Source organism: Telluria sp. ZB2R32 (genome assembly GCF_059685715.1).
In genome coordinates, this window is record NZ_JCASIG010000005.1 from 415614 (window position 1) to 433897 (window position 18284).

17 protein-coding genes are annotated in these 18284 nt (G+C 65.9%); 9 read left to right on the forward strand and 8 right to left on the reverse strand.

Annotated elements, in window-relative coordinates:
- Together msrB and AC56LG_RS16960 are read right to left on the reverse strand one after the other, a co-directional pair.
- On the reverse strand, nt 1-396 hold the full coding sequence (msrB, locus tag AC56LG_RS16955; protein WP_497167235.1) for a peptide-methionine (R)-S-oxide reductase MsrB: 396 nt from the start codon (nt 394-396) through the stop codon (nt 1-3).
- A 32-nt stretch (nt 397-428) separates the two neighbouring features.
- Nucleotides 429-1922 (reverse strand): protein adenylyltransferase SelO, encoded by a 1494-nt coding sequence (locus AC56LG_RS16960; protein WP_497167380.1) that lies wholly within the window; start codon nt 1920-1922, stop codon nt 429-431.
- A gap of 179 nt (nt 1923-2101) precedes the next feature.
- Here AC56LG_RS16960 and AC56LG_RS16965 point away from each other — a divergent pair, with 179 nt between their 5' ends.
- Complete coding sequence (locus tag AC56LG_RS16965) at nt 2102-3751, forward strand: 3-(methylthio)propionyl-CoA ligase (RefSeq protein ID WP_497167236.1); 1650 nt, start codon at nt 2102-2104, stop codon at nt 3749-3751.
- Nucleotides 3752-3857: 106 nt separating this feature from the next.
- Here the strand turns inward: AC56LG_RS16965 and AC56LG_RS16970 are convergent, their stop codons facing one another.
- Entirely contained in the window at nt 3858-4616 is a 759-nt protein-coding gene (locus AC56LG_RS16970) for a hypothetical protein (RefSeq protein ID WP_497167237.1), read from the reverse strand.
- Nucleotides 4617-4686: 70 nt separating this feature from the next.
- Complete coding sequence (locus AC56LG_RS16975) at nt 4687-5226, reverse strand: Spy/CpxP family protein refolding chaperone (RefSeq protein WP_497167238.1); 540 nt, start codon at nt 5224-5226, stop codon at nt 4687-4689.
- 234 nt (nt 5227-5460) lie between these two features.
- Here AC56LG_RS16975 and AC56LG_RS16980 point away from each other — a divergent pair, with 234 nt between their 5' ends.
- The 4 genes from AC56LG_RS16980 (at nt 5461) to AC56LG_RS16995 (ending at nt 11250) form a co-directional block, all read left to right on the forward strand.
- Complete coding sequence (locus AC56LG_RS16980; protein WP_497167239.1) at nt 5461-7560, forward strand: 3-hydroxyacyl-CoA dehydrogenase NAD-binding domain-containing protein; 2100 nt, start codon at nt 5461-5463, stop codon at nt 7558-7560.
- Between the two features lie 188 nt (nt 7561-7748).
- Nucleotides 7749-9350: a sensor histidine kinase gene (locus AC56LG_RS16985; protein WP_497167240.1), complete on the forward strand. Its 1602-nt coding sequence runs from the start codon at nt 7749-7751 to the stop codon at nt 9348-9350.
- Between the two features lie 44 nt (nt 9351-9394).
- Complete coding sequence (locus AC56LG_RS16990) at nt 9395-10630, forward strand: MFS transporter (RefSeq protein WP_497167241.1); 1236 nt, start codon at nt 9395-9397, stop codon at nt 10628-10630.
- On the forward strand, nt 10627-11250 hold the full coding sequence (locus AC56LG_RS16995) for a helix-turn-helix transcriptional regulator (RefSeq protein ID WP_497167242.1): 624 nt from the start codon (nt 10627-10629) through the stop codon (nt 11248-11250). The genes AC56LG_RS16990 and AC56LG_RS16995 overlap by 4 nt, the downstream gene beginning before the upstream one ends.
- Nucleotides 11251-11330: 80 nt before the next feature.
- Here the strand turns inward: AC56LG_RS16995 and AC56LG_RS17000 are convergent, their stop codons facing one another.
- The gene (locus AC56LG_RS17000) at nt 11331-13031 is read right to left on the reverse strand and encodes an MFS transporter (protein ID WP_497167243.1); all 1701 of its coding nucleotides are present in this window, start codon (nt 13029-13031) and stop codon (nt 11331-11333) included.
- 293 nt (nt 13032-13324) lie between these two features.
- Between AC56LG_RS17000 and AC56LG_RS17005 the strand changes: the two genes are divergently transcribed.
- The 4 genes from AC56LG_RS17005 to AC56LG_RS17020 are packed head-to-tail and all read left to right on the forward strand — an operon-like array spanning nt 13325 to nt 16580.
- Entirely contained in the window at nt 13325-14503 is a 1179-nt protein-coding gene (locus AC56LG_RS17005; RefSeq protein WP_497167244.1) for an acetyl-CoA C-acyltransferase, read from the forward strand.
- Nucleotides 14504-14558: 55 nt separating this feature from the next.
- Nucleotides 14559-14861 carry a Dabb family protein gene (locus AC56LG_RS17010; protein ID WP_497167245.1) on the forward strand — a complete coding sequence of 101 codons (303 nt, stop codon included), beginning with the start codon at nt 14559-14561 and terminating at the stop codon, nt 14859-14861.
- A gap of 29 nt (nt 14862-14890) precedes the next feature.
- Entirely contained in the window at nt 14891-15673 is a 783-nt protein-coding gene (locus tag AC56LG_RS17015) for an SDR family oxidoreductase (RefSeq protein ID WP_497167246.1), read from the forward strand.
- 10 nt (nt 15674-15683) lie between these two features.
- Entirely contained in the window at nt 15684-16580 is an 897-nt protein-coding gene (locus tag AC56LG_RS17020; protein ID WP_497167247.1) for an SDR family oxidoreductase, read from the forward strand.
- 58 nt (nt 16581-16638) lie between these two features.
- On the opposite strand, the gene AC56LG_RS17025 is transcribed toward AC56LG_RS17020, so the two are convergent.
- The 3 genes from AC56LG_RS17025 to AC56LG_RS17035 form a co-directional block, all read right to left on the reverse strand.
- Nucleotides 16639-16779: a hypothetical protein gene (locus AC56LG_RS17025; protein WP_497167248.1), complete on the reverse strand. Its 141-nt coding sequence runs from the start codon at nt 16777-16779 to the stop codon at nt 16639-16641.
- A gap of 485 nt (nt 16780-17264) precedes the next feature.
- Nucleotides 17265-18008 carry an NRDE family protein gene (locus AC56LG_RS17030; RefSeq protein WP_497167249.1) on the reverse strand — a complete coding sequence of 248 codons (744 nt, stop codon included), beginning with the start codon at nt 18006-18008 and terminating at the stop codon, nt 17265-17267.
- A complete protein-coding gene (locus AC56LG_RS17035) occupies nt 17999-18283 on the reverse strand; it encodes a DUF4936 family protein (protein WP_497167250.1) in 285 nt (94 codons plus the stop codon). Before AC56LG_RS17035 ends, AC56LG_RS17030 begins: the two co-directional genes overlap by 10 nt.
- Between the last annotated feature and the right edge of the window lies 1 nt (nt 18284).

Here is an 18284-nt window from a genome sequence, read left to right on the forward strand (position 1 = left end):
TCAGATTTCTTCGAAACGCAACGCGGCGGAATTGATGCAGTAGCGCAGGCCGGTCGGCGGCGGGCCGTCCGGGAACACGTGGCCGAGGTGGGCGTCGCAGACGGCGCAGATGATCTCGGTGCGCACCATGCCGTGGGTACGGTCGGTCTTTTCGATCACGTTGTCCGGGTCGAGCGCCTTGAAATAGCTGGGCCAGCCGCAGCCGGACTCGAACTTGGCGTCGGACTCGAACAGCGGCGTGTTGCAGCAGACGCAAGTGTAGATACCGTGCTCGTGGTGATCCCAGTACTTGCCGGTAAAGGCGCGTTCGGTGGCGGCGTGGCGCGTGACCTGGTATTCGATCGGGTCCAGCTGGGCACGCCACTCGGCGTCGGTCTTGGTTACTTTATCGGTCATCGTTGTCTTTCTTTTCAAATCAAGGGTCTGGCTCAGGACGAGCAGCTTACTTCGAGATGGGCCGCCCAGTCCGGCGGCAGCGCGGCATAGTGTTCCTTGCCGGGCTGCTCGTCGAAAGGCTGCTCGAGCACGGCCAGCAGCTCGCGCACGACCGAATAATCGCCGTTCTGCGCATGTTCGATTGCCTGCTGGGCCAGATAGTTTCGCAGAACGTACTTGGGGTTGACAAGGTTCATGGCGCGGCGGCGTTCGGCATCGGTCCGGGATTCGCGCCCCAGACGCTCGCGGTAGCGCACGGCCCAGGCGTCGAAAGCGGGACGGTCGATGAACAGGTCGCGCAGCGGCTCGTCGCTCGCCTGCACGCCAACCTGCAGGTCGCCCAGGCGGCGGAACAGCAGGGTGAAGTCGACGTGGCTGGCCTGCATGATACTGAACAGGCCGTCGAACAGGGCGCGGTCGCCTTCTTCGTAGGTCGCCAGGCCCAGCTTCGCATGCAGCAACTCGTCGAGTTTGGCTTCGAATACCGGCATGTAGACCGCCAGCGCCGCTTCCGCTTCCTCGACGGTGCCGATCAGCGGCAGCAGCGCGTTGCCGAGCGCATAGCAATTCCAGTGGCCGACCGCGACCTGGTTCGCATACGAATAGCGCCCGCCCTGGTCGGTATGGTTGCAGATGTGGTTGACGTCGAAGGCTTCCATGAAGCCGAAGGGGCCGTAGTCGATGGTCAAGCCCAGGATCGACATGTTGTCGGTGTTCATCACGCCGTGCATGAAGCCGACCGACTGCCAACCTGCGATCATGCGCGCCGTGCGTCGCGTGACTTCGGCCAGCAGGGCGGCATACGGATTGGCCGCGTCGCGCAGTTCGGGATAGAAGCTGTCGATCACGTAGTCGGCCAGCGTTTTCAGCTCGTCCGGCTTGTCGCGGTAATGCCAGTGTTCGAAGGAACCGAAGCGGACAAAAGAGGGCGCCATGCGCGTGACCACGGCGGCGGTCTCGACGCTTTCGCGCATCACGCGCTGGTTGGAACCGGTGACGACGAGGGCGCGCGTGGTCGGAATGCCGAGCGCGGCCATGGCTTCGGAACAGAGGAATTCGCGGATCGAGGAGCGCAGCACGGCGCGGCCGTCGCCCATGCGCGAATACGGCGTCTTGCCGGCGCCTTTCAGCTGCAGTTCCATGCGGCCCTGCGGGCCGTCGACGTCGCCGAGCAGGATGGCGCGGCCGTCGCCGAGCTGGCCGGCCCAGACGCCGAACTGGTGGCCCGAATACACCGCCGACAGCGGTTCGGAACCGGGCAGCAGCGCATTGCCGGTCAGAGCGGCCACGAAATCGTCCTGGGCCAGCGACTCGGCGTCGAGGCCGACCAGGCTGGCCGCGCGGCTACTGGCCGCGACGAAATAGGGCGCGGGCAGGGGCGTCGGCATCAGTCGCGTATAGAACGCGGGCGGCAGGGCAGCGAAGCCGTTCTTGAGGTGCAGGTCGTCGGACTTGATGGCAGCTCCAGTGAGATAGAGGGGAAACAGCGCGATTCTACCGTACCCGGCGGATTCTATTCGCGCGCGCCCGTTATGCAATGGTGCTTACAAGTAGTAACGAATAGCACGGTCGTGCTGCGCCGCAACATCGAAACGTCTTGACGGGCTGCGCGCGGGCGAATCACACTCGACCGGAGTTAGTATTCCGTCCACAGGAGACCATGCACATGTCCTATCCGAAGAGCCCGCTCATGGGCCAGATGATGAACCAGCCGCTGCTCATCTCGAGCATCATCGAATTCGCCGCGCGCCATTACGGCAACAACGAAATCGTGTCGCGCCGCGTCGAAGGCGACATGCACCGCTACACCTACCGCGACTGCGAGCAACGCGCGCGGCGCATGGCGCACGTGCTGCAGGGACTGGGCGTGCAGATGGGCGACCGCGTCGCGACCCTGGCCTGGAACGGCTACCGCCACCTCGAGCTGTACTACGCGGTCTCGGGTTCGGGCGCGGTCATGCACACGGTAAACCCGCGCCTGCATCCGGAACAGATCGCCTACATCGTCAACCACGCCGAAGACCAGTACCTGTTCTTCGACCTGACCTTCCTGCCGCTGGTCGAAGCCGTCGCCGCCCACTGCAAGACCGTGAAGGGCTTCGTCCTGATGAGCGACCGCGCGCACATGCCGCAAGCGACGAAGATCGCCAACCTGCTGTGCTACGAAGACCTGATGGCGTCGAGCAGCGACGACTACGCCTGGCCGCTGTTCGACGAAAACTCGGCCGCCACCCTGTGCTACACCTCGGGCACGACCGGCAATCCGAAGGGCGCGCTGTACTCGCACCGCTCGACGATCCTGCACGCCTATGCGTCCTCGATGCCGGGGGCGTTGAACGTGTCCTCGCTCGACTCAGTGCTGCCGGTGGTGCCGATGTTCCACGTGAATGCCTGGGGCTTGCCGTATTCGGTGCCGCTGTCGGGCGCGAAAATGGTATTCCCGGGCGCGGCGCTGGACGGCAAGTCGCTGTACGACCTGTTCGAAGCCGAGGGCGTGACCTTCTCGGCCGGCGTGCCGACCGTCTGGCTCGGTTTGATCAACCACGCGATCCAGAACAACCTGCAGTTCTCCACCTTCCGCCGCACCGTGATCGGCGGCTCGGCCTGCCCGCCGGCGATGATGGACACGCTGATCGACAAGCTCAACGTGCACGTCATCCACGGCTGGGGCATGACGGAAATGTCGCCGCTCGGCACCACCGGCGGCCTGCAGGTGAAGCACCTGGCCATGCCGAAGGACGAGCAGCGCAAGATCCTGCAAAAGCAGGGCCATGCCATCTATGGCGTCGACATGAAGATCGTCGACGACGACGGCGCCGAACTGCCCTGGGATGGCATCACCTATGGCCACCTGTACGTGAAGGGGCCGTGGATCGTCTCGGGCTATTTCCGCGGCGAGGGCGGCGACGTGTTGAAGGATGGCTGGTTCCCGACCGGCGACGTCGCCACCATCGACGGCGACGGCTACATGCAGATCACCGACCGCAGCAAGGACGTGATCAAGTCCGGCGGTGAATGGATCGGCAGCATCGACCTGGAAAACATCGCCATGGCGCACCCGGCCGTGCTGCAGGCCGCCTGCATCGGCGTGGCGCACCCGAAATGGGACGAGCGCCCGATGCTGGTGGTGGTCAAGCGCCCCGGCCAGGACGTGTCGCGTGAGGAGTTGCTCGGCTTCTTCGAAGGCAAGATCGCCAAATGGTGGCTGCCGGACGACGTCGTGTTCACCGAGGCGCTGCCGATGGGCGCGACCGGCAAGATCCAGAAGAACCGGCTGCGCGACCAGTATCGGGAGCACAAGCTGCCGACGGCGTGAGCATTAGCGGTGGCGCATCGGGCCACCTGGTCCATGCGCCCGGCCCTAGGGTGGTCGGCTCCACCTCGGCCGAGGCAACCACGCTGCCCATGCGCCGCCCACGCGTTCAGCGTGCGCCGCCGGTCCCGATCAGGTGCCGGAAGGTCGGCTCGATGTTCATCGCGTGCAGGTGGCGCACGATGTCTTCCAGCGTGGCGTCGCGCAGCAGCAGTTCGCCGGAACTCTGTAGCGCGGGTCTCGCCGGCGCCGCCGGCGCAGGTATCTGCGCCTGGACCGGCTGCAATGCGGCCAGCGCCTCCCGCAACTGCTGCAAGCCGATGGTTTCCAATTGCTCCAGGAAGGCCGCCTGCGCCAGCGCCGGCGGCGCCATCTCCAGGCCGGGCTCGTCGACGAACGAGGCGCCCATGCCGGGATGGATAAAGGCGGCCCAGCGGCCGGTCTCCGGGTTGCGGCAGGGCGGCAGCTCGACCGCATGGGTCGCCGCATCCGGGGCGACGGCAAGGTCGGGGAAGGCGGCGTCGCGCAAGCTTTCCAGGAACTGCTGCGCCAGCGCGACCGGTACCGGCGCTTCGAACGACAACCACAGGCGGAATCCCGAGGCGGCGGAAATGCTGACGCCGGGCGCCGGAAAACCGTAATCGACCTGCAGGGCGCGCGCGACCTCGCACAGGCGCGTCCAGTGCTGGCCGTCTTCCTCATGGCGCGCCTTGTCGAAGGGGATGACGAGGGCACGCGTCGTGCCGTCGCCGGAGGCCAGCGCGACCGGGAAGGTGTCCTCGCCGCGCGCCTGGCGGGCCAGCATGTCGGGCGCGACCTGGCCCTGGGGGACGTACAAACGCAGCAATTGCGCGATCAGCTTTTCCATCTGTTTCTCCACATCGACGAGGGGCGCATTCTGACACAGCGGCCAGGGCATCGAGCGCGTTCCGGCCGGCTCAGTAGCCCCGCATCCGGTTATACGAAGTTACCTGGTCCGCTGTGAGGATCCGGGTCATTTCCAGGTGCTTGTGGAGGTGGACCGCACGCAGGCGCCCTTGAACCTGTGCGATTTTCTGGGTCTGGCTGTCCAGGGTGGACGGGGTAATGCGTCGGGATTTGAACAGCGCATCGAGTTCGCGCTCGGCTGCAATCAGGTCTTCGCCAAGCGCTTTGGCTTCCTTTTGCATGGCGCCGAACAGCGCCTGAACCCTGGTCTGTTGTTCCGCAGTCAGTTTGAGCTGCTCGCCGAGTTCCATGGTATGCATGGGTCCGGGATAGCCGTTCAGTTCCGCGGCAAGCGCTTGCGACATTCCACGGCCGGCACGCAAGTCTTCGATTTGCTGGGGCGACAGCGCTTTGATGTCGCGATGTTGCAATCCGGCGTAGGCCATCCGGGCCTGATGGTGGCCGGGTTGATGGCCGCTATGTTGGGCAAGGACGCCCGTAGAGGCGCTGAACAAAACAAGCAGGGTGACCGAGGCGGATGTGAGGTTCATGTCAAGTGGTTTCGGGTCAAGACTTCCTGGGTAGTGGAGAGGGTGGCGAGCGATTTTATCCCACGGAGGGCAGTCGGGCCATGGTCCCTCTGGATGATCGGCTGTCTTGTCGAGGCATCGTGCGCGAAAAATCCTCAACCCGCTTCTCACGAAATAACACGACCGTACTTTTTAACGCTATAGTGGAACGTGCTGGTTCAACTCGCCGCTATAACCAACTACAAAGGAAGAGACATGAGTGCAGACTACGTCGTGCATGGCAGCGTTGCCGTCATCACCCTGAACAATCCGCCGGTCAATGGCCTCGGCATGGTCACCCGCACCGCCGCGGTCGAGGCGCTGCGCCGGGCCGAAGGCGATGAGGCAGTCAAGGCGGTCGTCATCACCGGCGCCGGCAAGGTGTTCTCGGGGGGCGCCGACATCCGCGAATTCAATTCGCCGAAAGCGCTGGCCGAGCCGAATCTGCACACCCTGATCGCCACCGCCGAAGGCCTCAACAAGCCGGTCGTGGCCGCCATCCATGGCGTCTGCATGGGCGGCGGCCTCGAGCTGTCGCTCGGCTGCCATTACCGCGTCGCCACCCGCGGCGCCCAGATCGGCCTGCCGGAAGTCAAGATCGGCCTGGTGCCGGGCGCCGGCGGCACCCAGCGCCTGCCGCGCGTGGTCGGACTCGAACAGGGTTTGAACATGATCGTCTCGGGTAATCCGGTGCTGTCCGAACAGCTGGCCGCATCTGGACCAAATGCGCGCCTGTTCGACCGGGTGTTCGACGAAGGCGCCGACCTGGTCGCGTCCGCCGTCGAGTTCGCGGCCGGCATCGCCGATGCGCGTCCGCTGCCGAGCGTGCGCAATTTGAAAGTCGATTATCCGAACCATGAGGCGTTCCTGCAGTTTTCGCGCAATACCGTGAAAGCCATGGCCGGCCCGTTCCCGGCGCCGCTCGAATGCGTCGAATGCGTCGCCGCCAGCGTCACGATGAAGTTCGAGGATGGCTTGAAGTACGAACGCGAGCGCTTCTTCGCGCTGGCCCAGACCGACGAATCGAAAGCCCTGCGCCACGCCTTCTTCGCCGAACGCGCCGCCAGCAAGGTGCCGGACGTCCCGGCCGACACCCCGACCCGGAAGATTGAACGAGCGGCCGTGATCGGCGCCGGCACCATGGGCGGCGGCATCGCCATGAACTTCGCCAACGCCGGCATCCCGGTGACGATCCTGGAAACGAAACAGGAAGCGCTCGACAAGGGCCTGGCGACGATCCGCAAGAATTACGAGAACACGGTCAAGAAGGGCAAGCTGACGCCGGAAAAGGCGGGCCAGCGCATCGGCCTGATCACGGGCACGCTGTCGTACGACGAGATTGCGCAGGCCGACATCGTGATCGAAGCCGTGTTCGAAGACCTGGCGGTCAAGGAAACCGTGTTCCGCCAGCTGGACGCAACCATGAAGCCGGGCGCGATCCTGGCCTCGAACACGTCGACGCTGGACCTCGACAAGATCGCGGCATTTACCAGTCGCCCGCAAGACGTGATCGGCCTGCATTTCTTCAGCCCGGCCAACGTGATGAAACTGCTGGAAATCGTGCGCGGCAGGGAGACCGCCAAGGACGTGCTGGCGACTGCACTGGCGCTGTCGAAAAAAATTAAAAAGACCGGCGTGGTCTCGGGCGTGTGCGATGGCTTCATCGGCAACCGCATGCTGGAACAGTACCTGCGCCAGGCCTTCTTCCTGCTGGAAGAGGGCGTGCTGCCCGAGCAGGTCGACAAGGCGGTCGAGCGCTTCGGTTTCGCCATGGGACCGTTCCGCATGAGCGACCTGGCCGGCAACGACATCGGCTGGTACATCCGCAAGCGCCGCTACGTCGAGACACCGGACATCGAATACTCGAAGGTGCCAGACCTGCTGTGCGAACAGGGCCGCTTCGGCCAGAAGACCGGCGCCGGCTGGTACGACTACAAGGCGGGCGACCGTACGGCGTACTCGTCGCCGGTGGTGAACGAGATGATCATGGCGCACCTGGAAGCGAGCGGCGGCGCGCGGCGCAAGGTGTCGGACGAGGAAATCGTCCAGCGCCTGGTGTTCGCGCTGGTGAACGAAGGCGCGCGCATCCTGGAAGAGGGCATCGCCCTGCGCGCGTCGGACATCGACATGGTCTACCTGACCGGTTATGGCTTCCCGCTGCACCGCGGCGGTCCGATGCTGTATGCGGACACGGTCGGCCTCAGCAACGTGCTCGCCACCATGCGAAGCTTTGCGCGCGGCCCGCACGGCGACGCCTGGACCCCGGCGCCGCTGCTCGAGCGGCTGGCGGGCGAGGGCAAGGGCTTCAACGGCTAAGCGCCGGACCTTGACGGCAGCCTCCGGTTCGCGTTCGTGGACCGGAGGTTTTTTTTTGCCTGGCTCAGGCCACGTCGCCGCGCCCGTGTGTTTTTGGCATGATTTCCACATAATCTAACGAATTGCCGTGCTAATATCGACTGGTCCCGGCATACCTTGTACCAGGAACCTTTCGCCTGATGCCTTTCATGACCCAGCCCGTCCGAAGTTCATTACAGGAAAGCCTGAGCGGGTTGGCCCTCGCCGCGCGCGGCACCGTGGCGCCGGCCGACCTGGAGGGTGGCGATGGCGGTCTGGCGCTGTACCGCGCGATCGCTGAGCAATTGCCGCGTGGCGCCGTCTTTGTTGTCGACCAGACGCTGCGCTATGTGCTGGCCGCAGGTTCCGGGCTGCAGATCTCGGGCTTCGTTCCCGCCGACTTCGAAGGCCGCACGCTGTGCGAGGCCCTGCCGCCCGAGCTGCTGATGCAGCACACCGAGGATTACCGCACGATCCTGGGCGGCGCCAGCATCGTGCGCGAACACCGGGTGGGCGGCCACTGGTACGCGTCGCACGGCGTGCCGCTCGTTGACGAGCATGGCCACGTGCATGCGGCGCTGGTCGTCTCCTACGACATCACCGAACGCAAGCACGCCGAAACGCGCCTGCGCCTGCTCGACCGTCTTGCCGGCGACATTCGCGCCGCCGCCGGGCCGGACGACATCGCCGCCGCCGCCTGCGGCCTGATCGAGGAGGTGTGTGGCGCCGTGCGCTGCGCCGTCGTCCGCGTCCATGGCGAGCTGGACGCGGTGGAACTCGACGCAGGGGAGTCCCACGGTATCGCGCTGGCCGAATTCGGCGCCGGGACTGCCGCCCGGCTGGCGCGCGGCGAAACGGTGCAGTCCGGCGCCCCGCACATGGCGCCGGCAGCCTCGTACGTGCTCGTGCCGCACATGGCGGCCGGGCGGCCGGCGGGCATCACCGCCATCGTCGGGCGCGCCGGACGGAGCTGGCGCGCCGACGACCTGGCGCTGGCCGGCGAGATCGCCGACCGCGCCTGGGTGCACATGGACCGCCTGTGGCTGATGGACGCCCTGCAGGAGGCGGACCGCTGCAAGGACCAGTTCCTGGCCGCGCTGGCGCAGCAGCTGCGCAGTCCGCTGAGCGTGGTGCGCAACAGCCTGGCGCTGCTGGGACGCCCCGGCAGCGCCGTGATGCCCGAAGCGGTCGTCGCGCTGATGGAACGGCAGTTCGGCCACATGAACCGGCTGATCGAGGACGTGCTCGATACTTCGTATATCTGCTACGGACAGGCGCAGCTGAAGCGCCATCGCCTGGTGCTGCAGGATGCGGTGCTGGCGGCGGTCGACGCCGCGCGCGCCCTGGTCTCGGCCAGAACGCACCAGCTGTCGGTGGCGATGCCGCGCGAACCAATCCTGCTGTCGGCCGACCCGACCCGGCTGGCGCAGGCCTTTAACGGCGTGCTGGCGAACGCGATCAAGTACTCGCGCGCGCCGGCAAGAATCCTGGTCGAAGTCGAACTGCGCGCCGCCCAGGCGCAGGTGCGGGTGACCGACAACGGCATTGGCATGTCGCCGCGCACGCTGGCGCGCCTGTTCGAATTGTTTACGCGCGTCGACGACAAGGGCGCGCCGGTGCCAGGCGGCGGGCTGGGCGTCGGTTTGTGGATCGCGCGCCAGCTGGTCGAAGCCCATGGCGGTCGGATCGCCGCCGACAGCCGCGGTCCGGACCTGGGCAGCACGTTTACGATCACGCTGCCGGTCGAGGCGGGTGCAGGACCGAATAAATAAACAATCTCGTTTACTTATTGGTTTAGCAAGCCGACAATAGGTGCATGAGCCCGCATGCACAGTCGACCCGCAACACCTTGCTGATTGCCAGCGCCTGCCTGCTCGGGCTGCTGTCCACCACCGGCGCCTCGCTGCCGTATCCGATCCTGGCGCCGCTTTTCGGCAACGACAGCGGCAACGGCCTGACCGGTTTCCTCGGGCTACCGGCCAAACTGTTGCTGGGCGTGGCGTTGATGGTCAATCCGGTGGGCCTGCTGATCGGCAGCGCGGTGCTGGGCGCCGTCTCCGACCGCTTCGGGCGGCGCCGCATGCTGCTCGCCACGGCGCTCGGCAGCGCCCTCGGCCACGGGTTGACGGCGGCGGCGCTGGTGGCCGAATCGTATCCGCTGTTCCTGCTGGCCCGCTTCGGCACCGGCCTGCTCGAGGGCAACGGGGCGATCATGCGCGCGATGCTGGCGCAGCAGTTGACAGGGGGATTGCGCAACCATGCGCTGTCCTGGCTGAACGGCGCCTTCCACCTCGGCTGGCTGGTCGGGCCGCTGCTGGCCGGCCTGACGGTCGGCGTCGCGATCACGCTGCCATTCGCGATCGCCGCCGGCGCGCTGGTGCTGGGCGCCGCCCTGGCGGCATTCTCGCTCGAGCGCGAGGTGGCGGCCCCTGGGGGCGGCGAGCGCTGGTGGTCGGTCGCGCGCAAGCGCCACGCGTTTACGCTGCTGCGCCACGCGCCACTGCGCATGCTGTTCTGCGTGCACTTCGGCTATGCCTGCGGCGTGGCCGCCTTTTACGAATTCTTCCCCTTGTGGCTGGTCGACGTCGGCCGCTACGACGTGCGCCAGATCGCCTTCGTCAACATGGGCCTGTGCGCGCTGATGACGTTTGCCGCGCTGTTCGCGGGCCGTGCCAGCCGCGCCGACCCGCGCCGCCGCGCCGCCGGCCAGGCCGGATGCGCCGCGCTCGCCATCCTCGCGGTCGGCTTCGGCAACCTGGGCGTGGGCCTGGCGGCCATCGTCCTGTTCGGCCTGCCGCACGCCTACTACAACGCGACCGTGCAGGGTTGGGCCGCCGACCGGTTCGCGGGCTTCGGCCAGGGCGCCGTTATGGGGCTGTTGTCGACCACTTTTTGCCTGGCGAATATTGTCATGGCGCTGGCCGGCGGCGTCATGGCAATCGTGGACACGCGCCTTGTGCTGGTCGCGGGCGGGGCGCTGGCGCTATGGGCAGCGCTGGCGATGCGCGGCTGGAGTGCGCGCGGAGCGCTGACGGAGATGGAGGCGAAATGAATTCGATGGAACAGGTGTTGCTGCTGCTGAAAACGCGCGGACCGCAGACCGCCCAAGCGTTGTCAAACCTGCTCGGCCTGACCTCGATGGGCGTGCGGCGCCAGCTCGAAGCGGCGGTCGACGACGGCCTGGTGCGCTTCCAGGACAGCGCCGGCAAGGTCGGGCGCCCGGTGCGGCGCTGGATGCTGACTGATAGCGGAAATGCGCGTTTTCCTGACCGCCATGCCGAGCTGACGCTCGACCTCATCCAGGGGGTGCGTACGCTGTTCGGCGAGGCCGGGCTGGAGCAGCTGATTGCACTGCGCGAGGAGGCCGGCGAGCGCGCCTACCGCGCGCGCCTCGCAGGCAAACTGACGCTCGACGAGCGGGTGGCCGCGCTGGCCGAAGCGCGCTCCCTGGAAGGCTACATGGCCGCGACCGAGCCCCGCATCGACGGCAGCGTGCTGCTGCACGAGAACCATTGTCCGATCTGCACGGCGGCCCAGGCCTGCCAGCAGTTCTGCCGCTCCGAGCTCGATGTGTTTCGGCGCGTGCTCGGACCGGCGGCCGTCGTCGTGCGGATCGAGCACCAGCTGGAGGGGGCGCGGCGCTGTACCTACCTGGTGAGTGAGCCCGGCTAGGGCGACCGGACAGGAGGCCGCACAAGTGAAAAAAATGCCGCTGTTTCCAGCGGCATTGTCGTTTCCAGCTTCTACCGCGCTTAGTCGGCGGCGTAGATGTTGTTGTCCTTGGTTTCGCGCACGAAGAGCGCACCGATCACGACGCAGACGAGGGCGATGATGATCGGGTACCAGAGGCCATAATAAATGTTGCCGTTGGCCGCCACCAGGGCGAACGAGATGGTCGGCAGCAGGCCGCCGAACCAGCCGTTACCGATGTGGTAAGGCAGCGACATCGAGCTGTAGCGGATACGGGTCGGGAACATCTCGACAAGCATCGCCGCGATCGGGCCGTAGACCATGGTCACGTACAGCACCAGGATGAACAGCATCAGCACCAGCATCGGCTTGTTGATGCGGGCCGGGTCGGCCTTGTCGGGGTAGCCGGCCGTCTTCAGGGTAGCGACGACTTCCTTGGTCAGCGCCGTTTCGCGCGCCTTGCTGTCGGCGTCGAAGTTCAGGCCGTCCGGGGTCATGGTGGCGTTGAACGACTGGATGACCTTGTCGCCCACCTTGATCTGGGCAACGCTGCCGGCCGGTGCGGCGACGGTGTCGTAGTTCACCGACGCGTTCGTCAGCATGCGCTTGGCGATGTCGCACGAGGCCGGGAATTTCTTGGTGCCGGTCGGGTCGACCTGGAAGTTACAGGTGGCCGGGTCGGCGACGACGGTGACCGGCGCGGTGGCGATGGCCTGCTCCAGGGCGGGGTTGCCGTAGTGGGTGATGGCCTTGAAGATCGGGAAGTAGGTCGCTGCGGCGATGAGGCAGCCGCCGAGGATGATCCACTTGCGGCCGATCTTGTCCGACAGCGTGCCGAACACGAGGAAGAAAGGCGTACCGAGCAGCAGGGCGATGGCGATCAGGATGTTCGCGGTCGAGCCGTCGATCTTCAGGATTTTTTCCAGGAAGAACAGGGCGTAGAACTGGCCGGTGTACCAGACCACGGCCTGGCCCATCGTCAGGCCGACCAGGGCCAGGATGACGATCTTGGCGTTGCGCCAGTTGAGGAAGGCTTCCGACAGCGGCGCCTTCGAGGTCTTGCCTTCGGCCTTCATCTTGGCGAAGGCCGGCGATTCCGCCATCGACAGCCGGATCCAGACCGACACGCCCAGCAGGACCACCGACAGCAGGAACGGAATGCGCCAGCCCCAGGCGGTGAATTCGGCTTCGCCGACGGCGGTGCGGGTGGCCAGGATGACCAGCAGCGACAGGAACAGGCCCATGGTCGCGGTGGTCTGGATCCAGGCGGTGAAGAAGCCGCGCTTGCCTTCGGGCGCGTGTTCGGCGACGTAGGTCGCCGCGCCGCCGTATTCGCCGCCCAGCGCCAGGCCTTGCAGGATGCGCAGGGTGACCAGGATGATCGGCGCCGCGATGCCGATCGAGGCGTAGCCCGGCAGCAGGCCGACGATGAAGGTCGAGCCGCCCATCAGCAGGATGGTGACCAGGAAGGTGTATTTGCGGCCGATCATGTCGCCCAGGCGGCCGAACACGAGCGCGCCGAACGGACGCACGATGAAGCCGGCGGCGAAGGTGAGCAGGGCGAAGATGAAGGAGGTGGTGGGATCACCAAGGAAGAACTGCTTGCCGATGATGGCGGCGAGCGAACCGTAGAGGTAGAAATCGTACCATTCGAAAACGGTGCCAAGCGAGGACGCAAAGATCACCTTGCGTTCTTCCTTGGTCATCCCCTGGGAGGAAGGCACTGCCTTGCCGCCCGCGGTCATGCCGGGTGTGATAGCCATTTGTTGTCTCCGTATTAGTCTGTATGCGTCGGATAGCCGAAACTCTGTCAGCTGCGACGCAGTGTGTACCGCCAAACTTACGTCATGCTTGCTCCAAACTTACCCCAAACTTACAGCTTATTGACGAGCCCGATTGCGGGACACCGATCGGACTCGGCTCTCGGTATTTGGACAGTGGGCAGGGCTGGAAAGATCCGGAACAAAGCGTTGAGGCCGGTCAGAGAATTTGCGAACGGTCGTACTTAATCGTGTTATTCTCGACAGCCATAAACCAACAACCAGGGGAGACCAGCATGCAAGACGCAGTGATCGTATCGACCGCCCGTACCGGGCTGGCCAAGTCGTGGAAGGGCGCCTTCAACATGACCCACGGCGCCACGCTCGGCGGCCACGTGCTGGCGGCGGCGATTGGACGCGCCGGCATCGATCCCGGCGAAGTCGAGGACGTGGTCATGGGCTGCGCCAATCCCGAAGGCGCCACCGGCGCCAACATCGCGCGCCAGATCGCGCTGCGCGCCGGCTGCCCAACCACCGTGCCCGGCATGACGGTCAACCGCTTCTGCTCGTCGGGCCTGCAGACGATCGCGCTGGCGGCCCAGCGCATCATTGCCGGCGAGAGCGACATCATCGCCGCCGGCGGCGTCGAATCGATCTCCTGCGTGCAGCAGGAAATGAATACGCACATGCTCACCGACCCCTGGCTGCGCGCCCACAAGCCGGAAATCTACTGGCCGATGCTGCAGACCGCCGAGACGGTCGCCAAGCGCTACGGCATCGCCCGGGAACGCCAGGATGCCTACGGCGTGCAAAGCCAGCAGCGCGCCGCCGCCGCCCAGGCTGCCGGCCTGTTCGATGACGAGATCGTGCCGATGACGACGATCATGGGCGTGGCCGACAAGGCCTCGGGGCGTCTCCTCACGCGTGAAGTCACGATCGCCGCCGACGAGGGCATCCGCGCCGACACGACCATCGAGGGCGTGGCCAAGATCCGCACCGCGCTGCCCGGCGGCGTGATCACGGCCGGCAATGCCAGCCAGTTTTCGGACGGCGCCTCGGTGTCGATCCTGATGGGGCGCACCATGGCCGAGGCCAAGGGCTTGCAGCCGCTGGGCGTGTTCCGCGGCTTTGCGGTGGCCGGCTGTGAGCCGGATGAGATGGGCATCGGCCCCGTGTTCGCGGTACCGAAACTGTTGCGCAAGGCCGGCCTGAGCGTGGCCGACATCGGCCTGTGGGAACTGAACGAAGCTTTCGCGGTGCAGGTGCTGTACTGCGCCGACAAGCTCGGCATCCCGATGGAGCGCCTCAACGTGAACGGCGGCGCGATCGCCGTCGGCCACCCGTACGGCGTATCCGGCGCACGCCTGGTCGGCCACGCGCTGATCGAAGGCAAGCGCCGCGGCGTAAAATTTGTCGTGGTCACCATGTGTATCGGCGGCGGGCAGGGCGCGGCCGGACTGTTCGAAGTACTGTGATACTCGCTGTGATACATACGACCATTCAAACTTGTTGCTGAGATTCGAGAAAACTATGATCAAACACATCGTCATGTGGAAATTGAAGGACGAGGCCGAAGGCCGCGACCGCCTTGCCAATGCGATCGAGATGAAGCGCCGCCTCGACGAGTGCGCGGACATCGTGCCGGGCATCCTGACCTTCGAAGTCACCCTGGCCCAGCCGGGCCTGGAAGCGACCTGTGACGTCGTCCTGTACTCGGAGTTCGAGAGCAAGGCGGCGCTGGACGCCTACGCCGTGCATCCGACCCACAAGGCGCTGGTGCCCTTCATCGGCGCCATCCGCGAAGGGCGCCAGTGCATGGATTACGCAGTTTAACTATCTACCTATAAAAACAAGGAGACAGCATGCGCACTACCAAGGAGTTATTTTCGCTGGAAGGCAAGACCGCACTGGTGACCGGCGGCTCGCGCGGGCTCGGCCTGCAGATGGCCGAGGCGCTGGGCGAGCAGGGCGCGCGCGTCGTGATTTCGTCGCGCAAGCAGGACGAGCTCGACACGGCCGTGGCCCACCTTGCCGCGCGCGGCATCGACGCGTCCGCCATCGCGGTCGACCTGCAGGACGAGGCCAGCGTGCAGCCCTTCGTCGAGGAAGCGCTGCGCCGCCTCGGCCAGATCGACATCCTGGTCAACAACGCCGGCGCCAGCTGGGGCGCCCCGGCCGAAGAGCATCCGCTCGAAGCCTGGGACAAGGTCATGAACCTGAACGTGCGCAGCATCTTCCTGGTGTCGCAGGCGGTCGGCAAGCTGTCGATGATTCCGCGCGGCTACGGCAAGATCGTCAACATCTCCTCGATCGCCGGCCTGTTCGGCAATGCGCCGGGCACGATGAGCACGATCGCCTACAACACCTCGAAAGGCGCGCTGGTCAACTTCACGCGCGCGCTGGCTGGCGAGTGGGGCCGCCACGGCATCACCGTCAACTCGATTGCGCCAGGCTTTTTCCCGTCTAAAATGACCAAGGGCGTGCTGGCATCGATCGGCGTCGATCGCCTGGCGCAGGGTGCGCCGTTGGGACGCCTCGGCGACGACGAAGACCTGAAGGGCGCGGTGGTGCTGTTCGCCTCCGACGCCAGCAAGCACATCACCGGCCAGATCCTGGCCATCGACGGCGGCGTGTCCGCGGTCTAGGGAGCGTTGCATGAAACATTTCAAGGGTAGGGTGGCCGTGATCACCGGCGCCGCCAGCGGCCTCGGCCGTGAATTCGCCGACCGTGCCGCCGAGCTCGGCATGAAGCTGGTGCTGGCCGACGTCCAGGCCGACGCGCTCGAACGCGCCACCGACGAGCTGCTGGCAGGCGGCGCCGAAGTGCTGGCCATGGTCTGCGACGTCAGCAAGGGCGCGCACGTGCAGGAACTGGCCGACGCGGCGATCGCGCGCTTCCACGGCATCCACCTGGTGTTCAACAACGCCGGCGTCGGTTCGGGCGGCCTGGTCTGGGAAAATACCGAGGCCGACTGGCAATGGGTGCTGGGCGTGAACCTGTGGGGCGTGATCCACGGCGTGCGCGTGTTCATGCACGCGATGCTCGACTGTGCCAAGGGCGACCCGGATTACGAAGGTCATATCGTGAATACCGCCTCGATGGCGGGGCTGCTGAATGCCCCGGCGATGGGCGTCTACAACGTCTCCAAGCATGCCGTGGTGTCGCTCTCGGAAACGCTGTACCACGACCTGCAGCTGGTGCAGGCGCCGATCGGCGCCTCGGTGCTGTGCCCGTACTTCGTGCCGACCGGCATCCACCAGTCGCACCGCAACCGTCCCGAAGAACTGAAGCCGGAGGCTGGCCCGACCGCCAGCCAGCTGGCCTCGCAGGCGCTGACCACGAAGGCGGTCGAGTCGGGCAAGGTGTCGGCGCTCGACGTCTCGCGCATCACCTTCGATGCGATCCGGGAAGGGCAGTTCTACATCTATTCGCACCCGCAGGCGCTCGGCGGCGTGCAGGAGCGCATGGAAGCCATCGTCAGCGGCGCCAATCCGCCCGATCCGTACGCGGCGACGCCGCACGTGCGCGAGATGCTGCGCTCGCGGTTGTAATCCGGACGCACTTGTCGGCGTCGAGCGGAGCCTGCGGGCTCCGTTTTTTTTGCCTGTGTTATTCGCCCTCGGCCAAGCCGGTGCTCACGGCCGTCGGATCGCTGCTGGGCAATTCATCGATCGGACGGCCGCCGGAGACGCTCTGGCAGCCGAGCAGGGCTGCGGCCAGCAGGGCCGGAAACAGGAGTCGTGTGCGCATGGTGTTCTCCGTCCGTGTAAATGAACCGAAAACGCTAGCGCCACAGGGCAGAGCAGATTTGACTTCAATCAAGCGAATCTTGGGAACTAATTTCTCGACAAGCGCTATAGAAATTTGTAACTAACCGACTGATGACAACACCTGGAGCGCGCTACTTCATGCACTACCGAAACTTCAATCTCATGATTTGTAACTAACGAACAAGAAAACACAAACCTACAAAAACCAGCCACCAAGGGTGAGGGCCGCGCCGGGCAGAGTAAGGCAGAAATGATGTCCTCAACCATGCCTGCGACGGAAGCGCACCGCCGAACCGTAGGGTGGACCGGGCCACGAAAGGCTCCGTCCACGCGGTGCCGCATATGAAGGTCGAGACACGAACAGAAGGCCAACGCCATGGCGCACCATATCGCCCCACGCCAGCGCAAACGCTCATGGAGCGCTGCACCGCGTGGACGGAGTCCACCCTACGCGAGGCTGTCGCCTTACGGCCGCACAACCCGCTCGTGCAACTCCGCCGGCGCATTCTCGTACAACTTCACCACCGTCGAGGTGCGTGTTCCGTACCCCGGTGTTTCGATGCACACCGCCGACAGCACCCGTTCGAGGTCGAGCGGCACGCCGGTCGCCGGCAGGCGCAGATCCGGCGCACGGGTGGTGTCGGCCAGCATCTCGAAATAGGCATCTTCCGGCGCACCCTGGCACAGCAGGCTGGCGAACTGGGCTTTCGTGCGCGTGACTTTCGGCCAGGGCGCATCGAGCAGGCCGTTGGAGACGCCATAGATGCGGCCGGGTTCGAGCGGCTGGCCATTGCGCGGGTCGTCGCCGGCGCGGTTCGAATACCAGTACAGGGCAGAGCGGTCGCCCAGCACGAGGTTGAAGCCGTTGTAGACGTCGCCGCGCGCGGCGATCACCTCGATGTACTCGGCCACGGACAGCGAGCCCTTCAGGAAATCGGCCACCAGTTCGCCGCGCGAGGGTGCGTCCGGCCGGCGTTCGCCGGGCGCGCGGATGTTGGTGAGGGCGGCGAAGCGCGGGCCGTCCGGCCCTTCGCGCGTGATGCCCATCCAGCTGCCGCCGTGTTCCAGGTCGCGGCCGGCGATCAGGTTCGGGTGCTCTGGCCAGGGCGCGGCCGGCGCCGCCGGGCGGTCGTAGAATTCGTCGCGGTTGGCCACCGCGATCACCGGCACGCCGGGAATGACGCGCCAGGCAAAGACGATCAGGCACATGGTGGAAACTCCATGAAAACTTCGACGCGGCGCGGGCCTTCGACCAGGCCGTCCAGCCCGGCATCGTCCACGGCCGCTTCGAGCGCAGCGGCAAAGGTTGCGGGCACGCCGGGATAGACTTCCATCCAGGTTTGCAGGCCGTCGCGGCTGCCCGGACGGCGCTGCAGGCGCGCGGCGCCGGGATCGGTCACCCGTGCCTGCAGGGCGCGCACCCGCGGCAGGAGCGCCGCGGCGTGCTCGTCGCGCACCTTGTAATACACATAGAGGTCGACCATG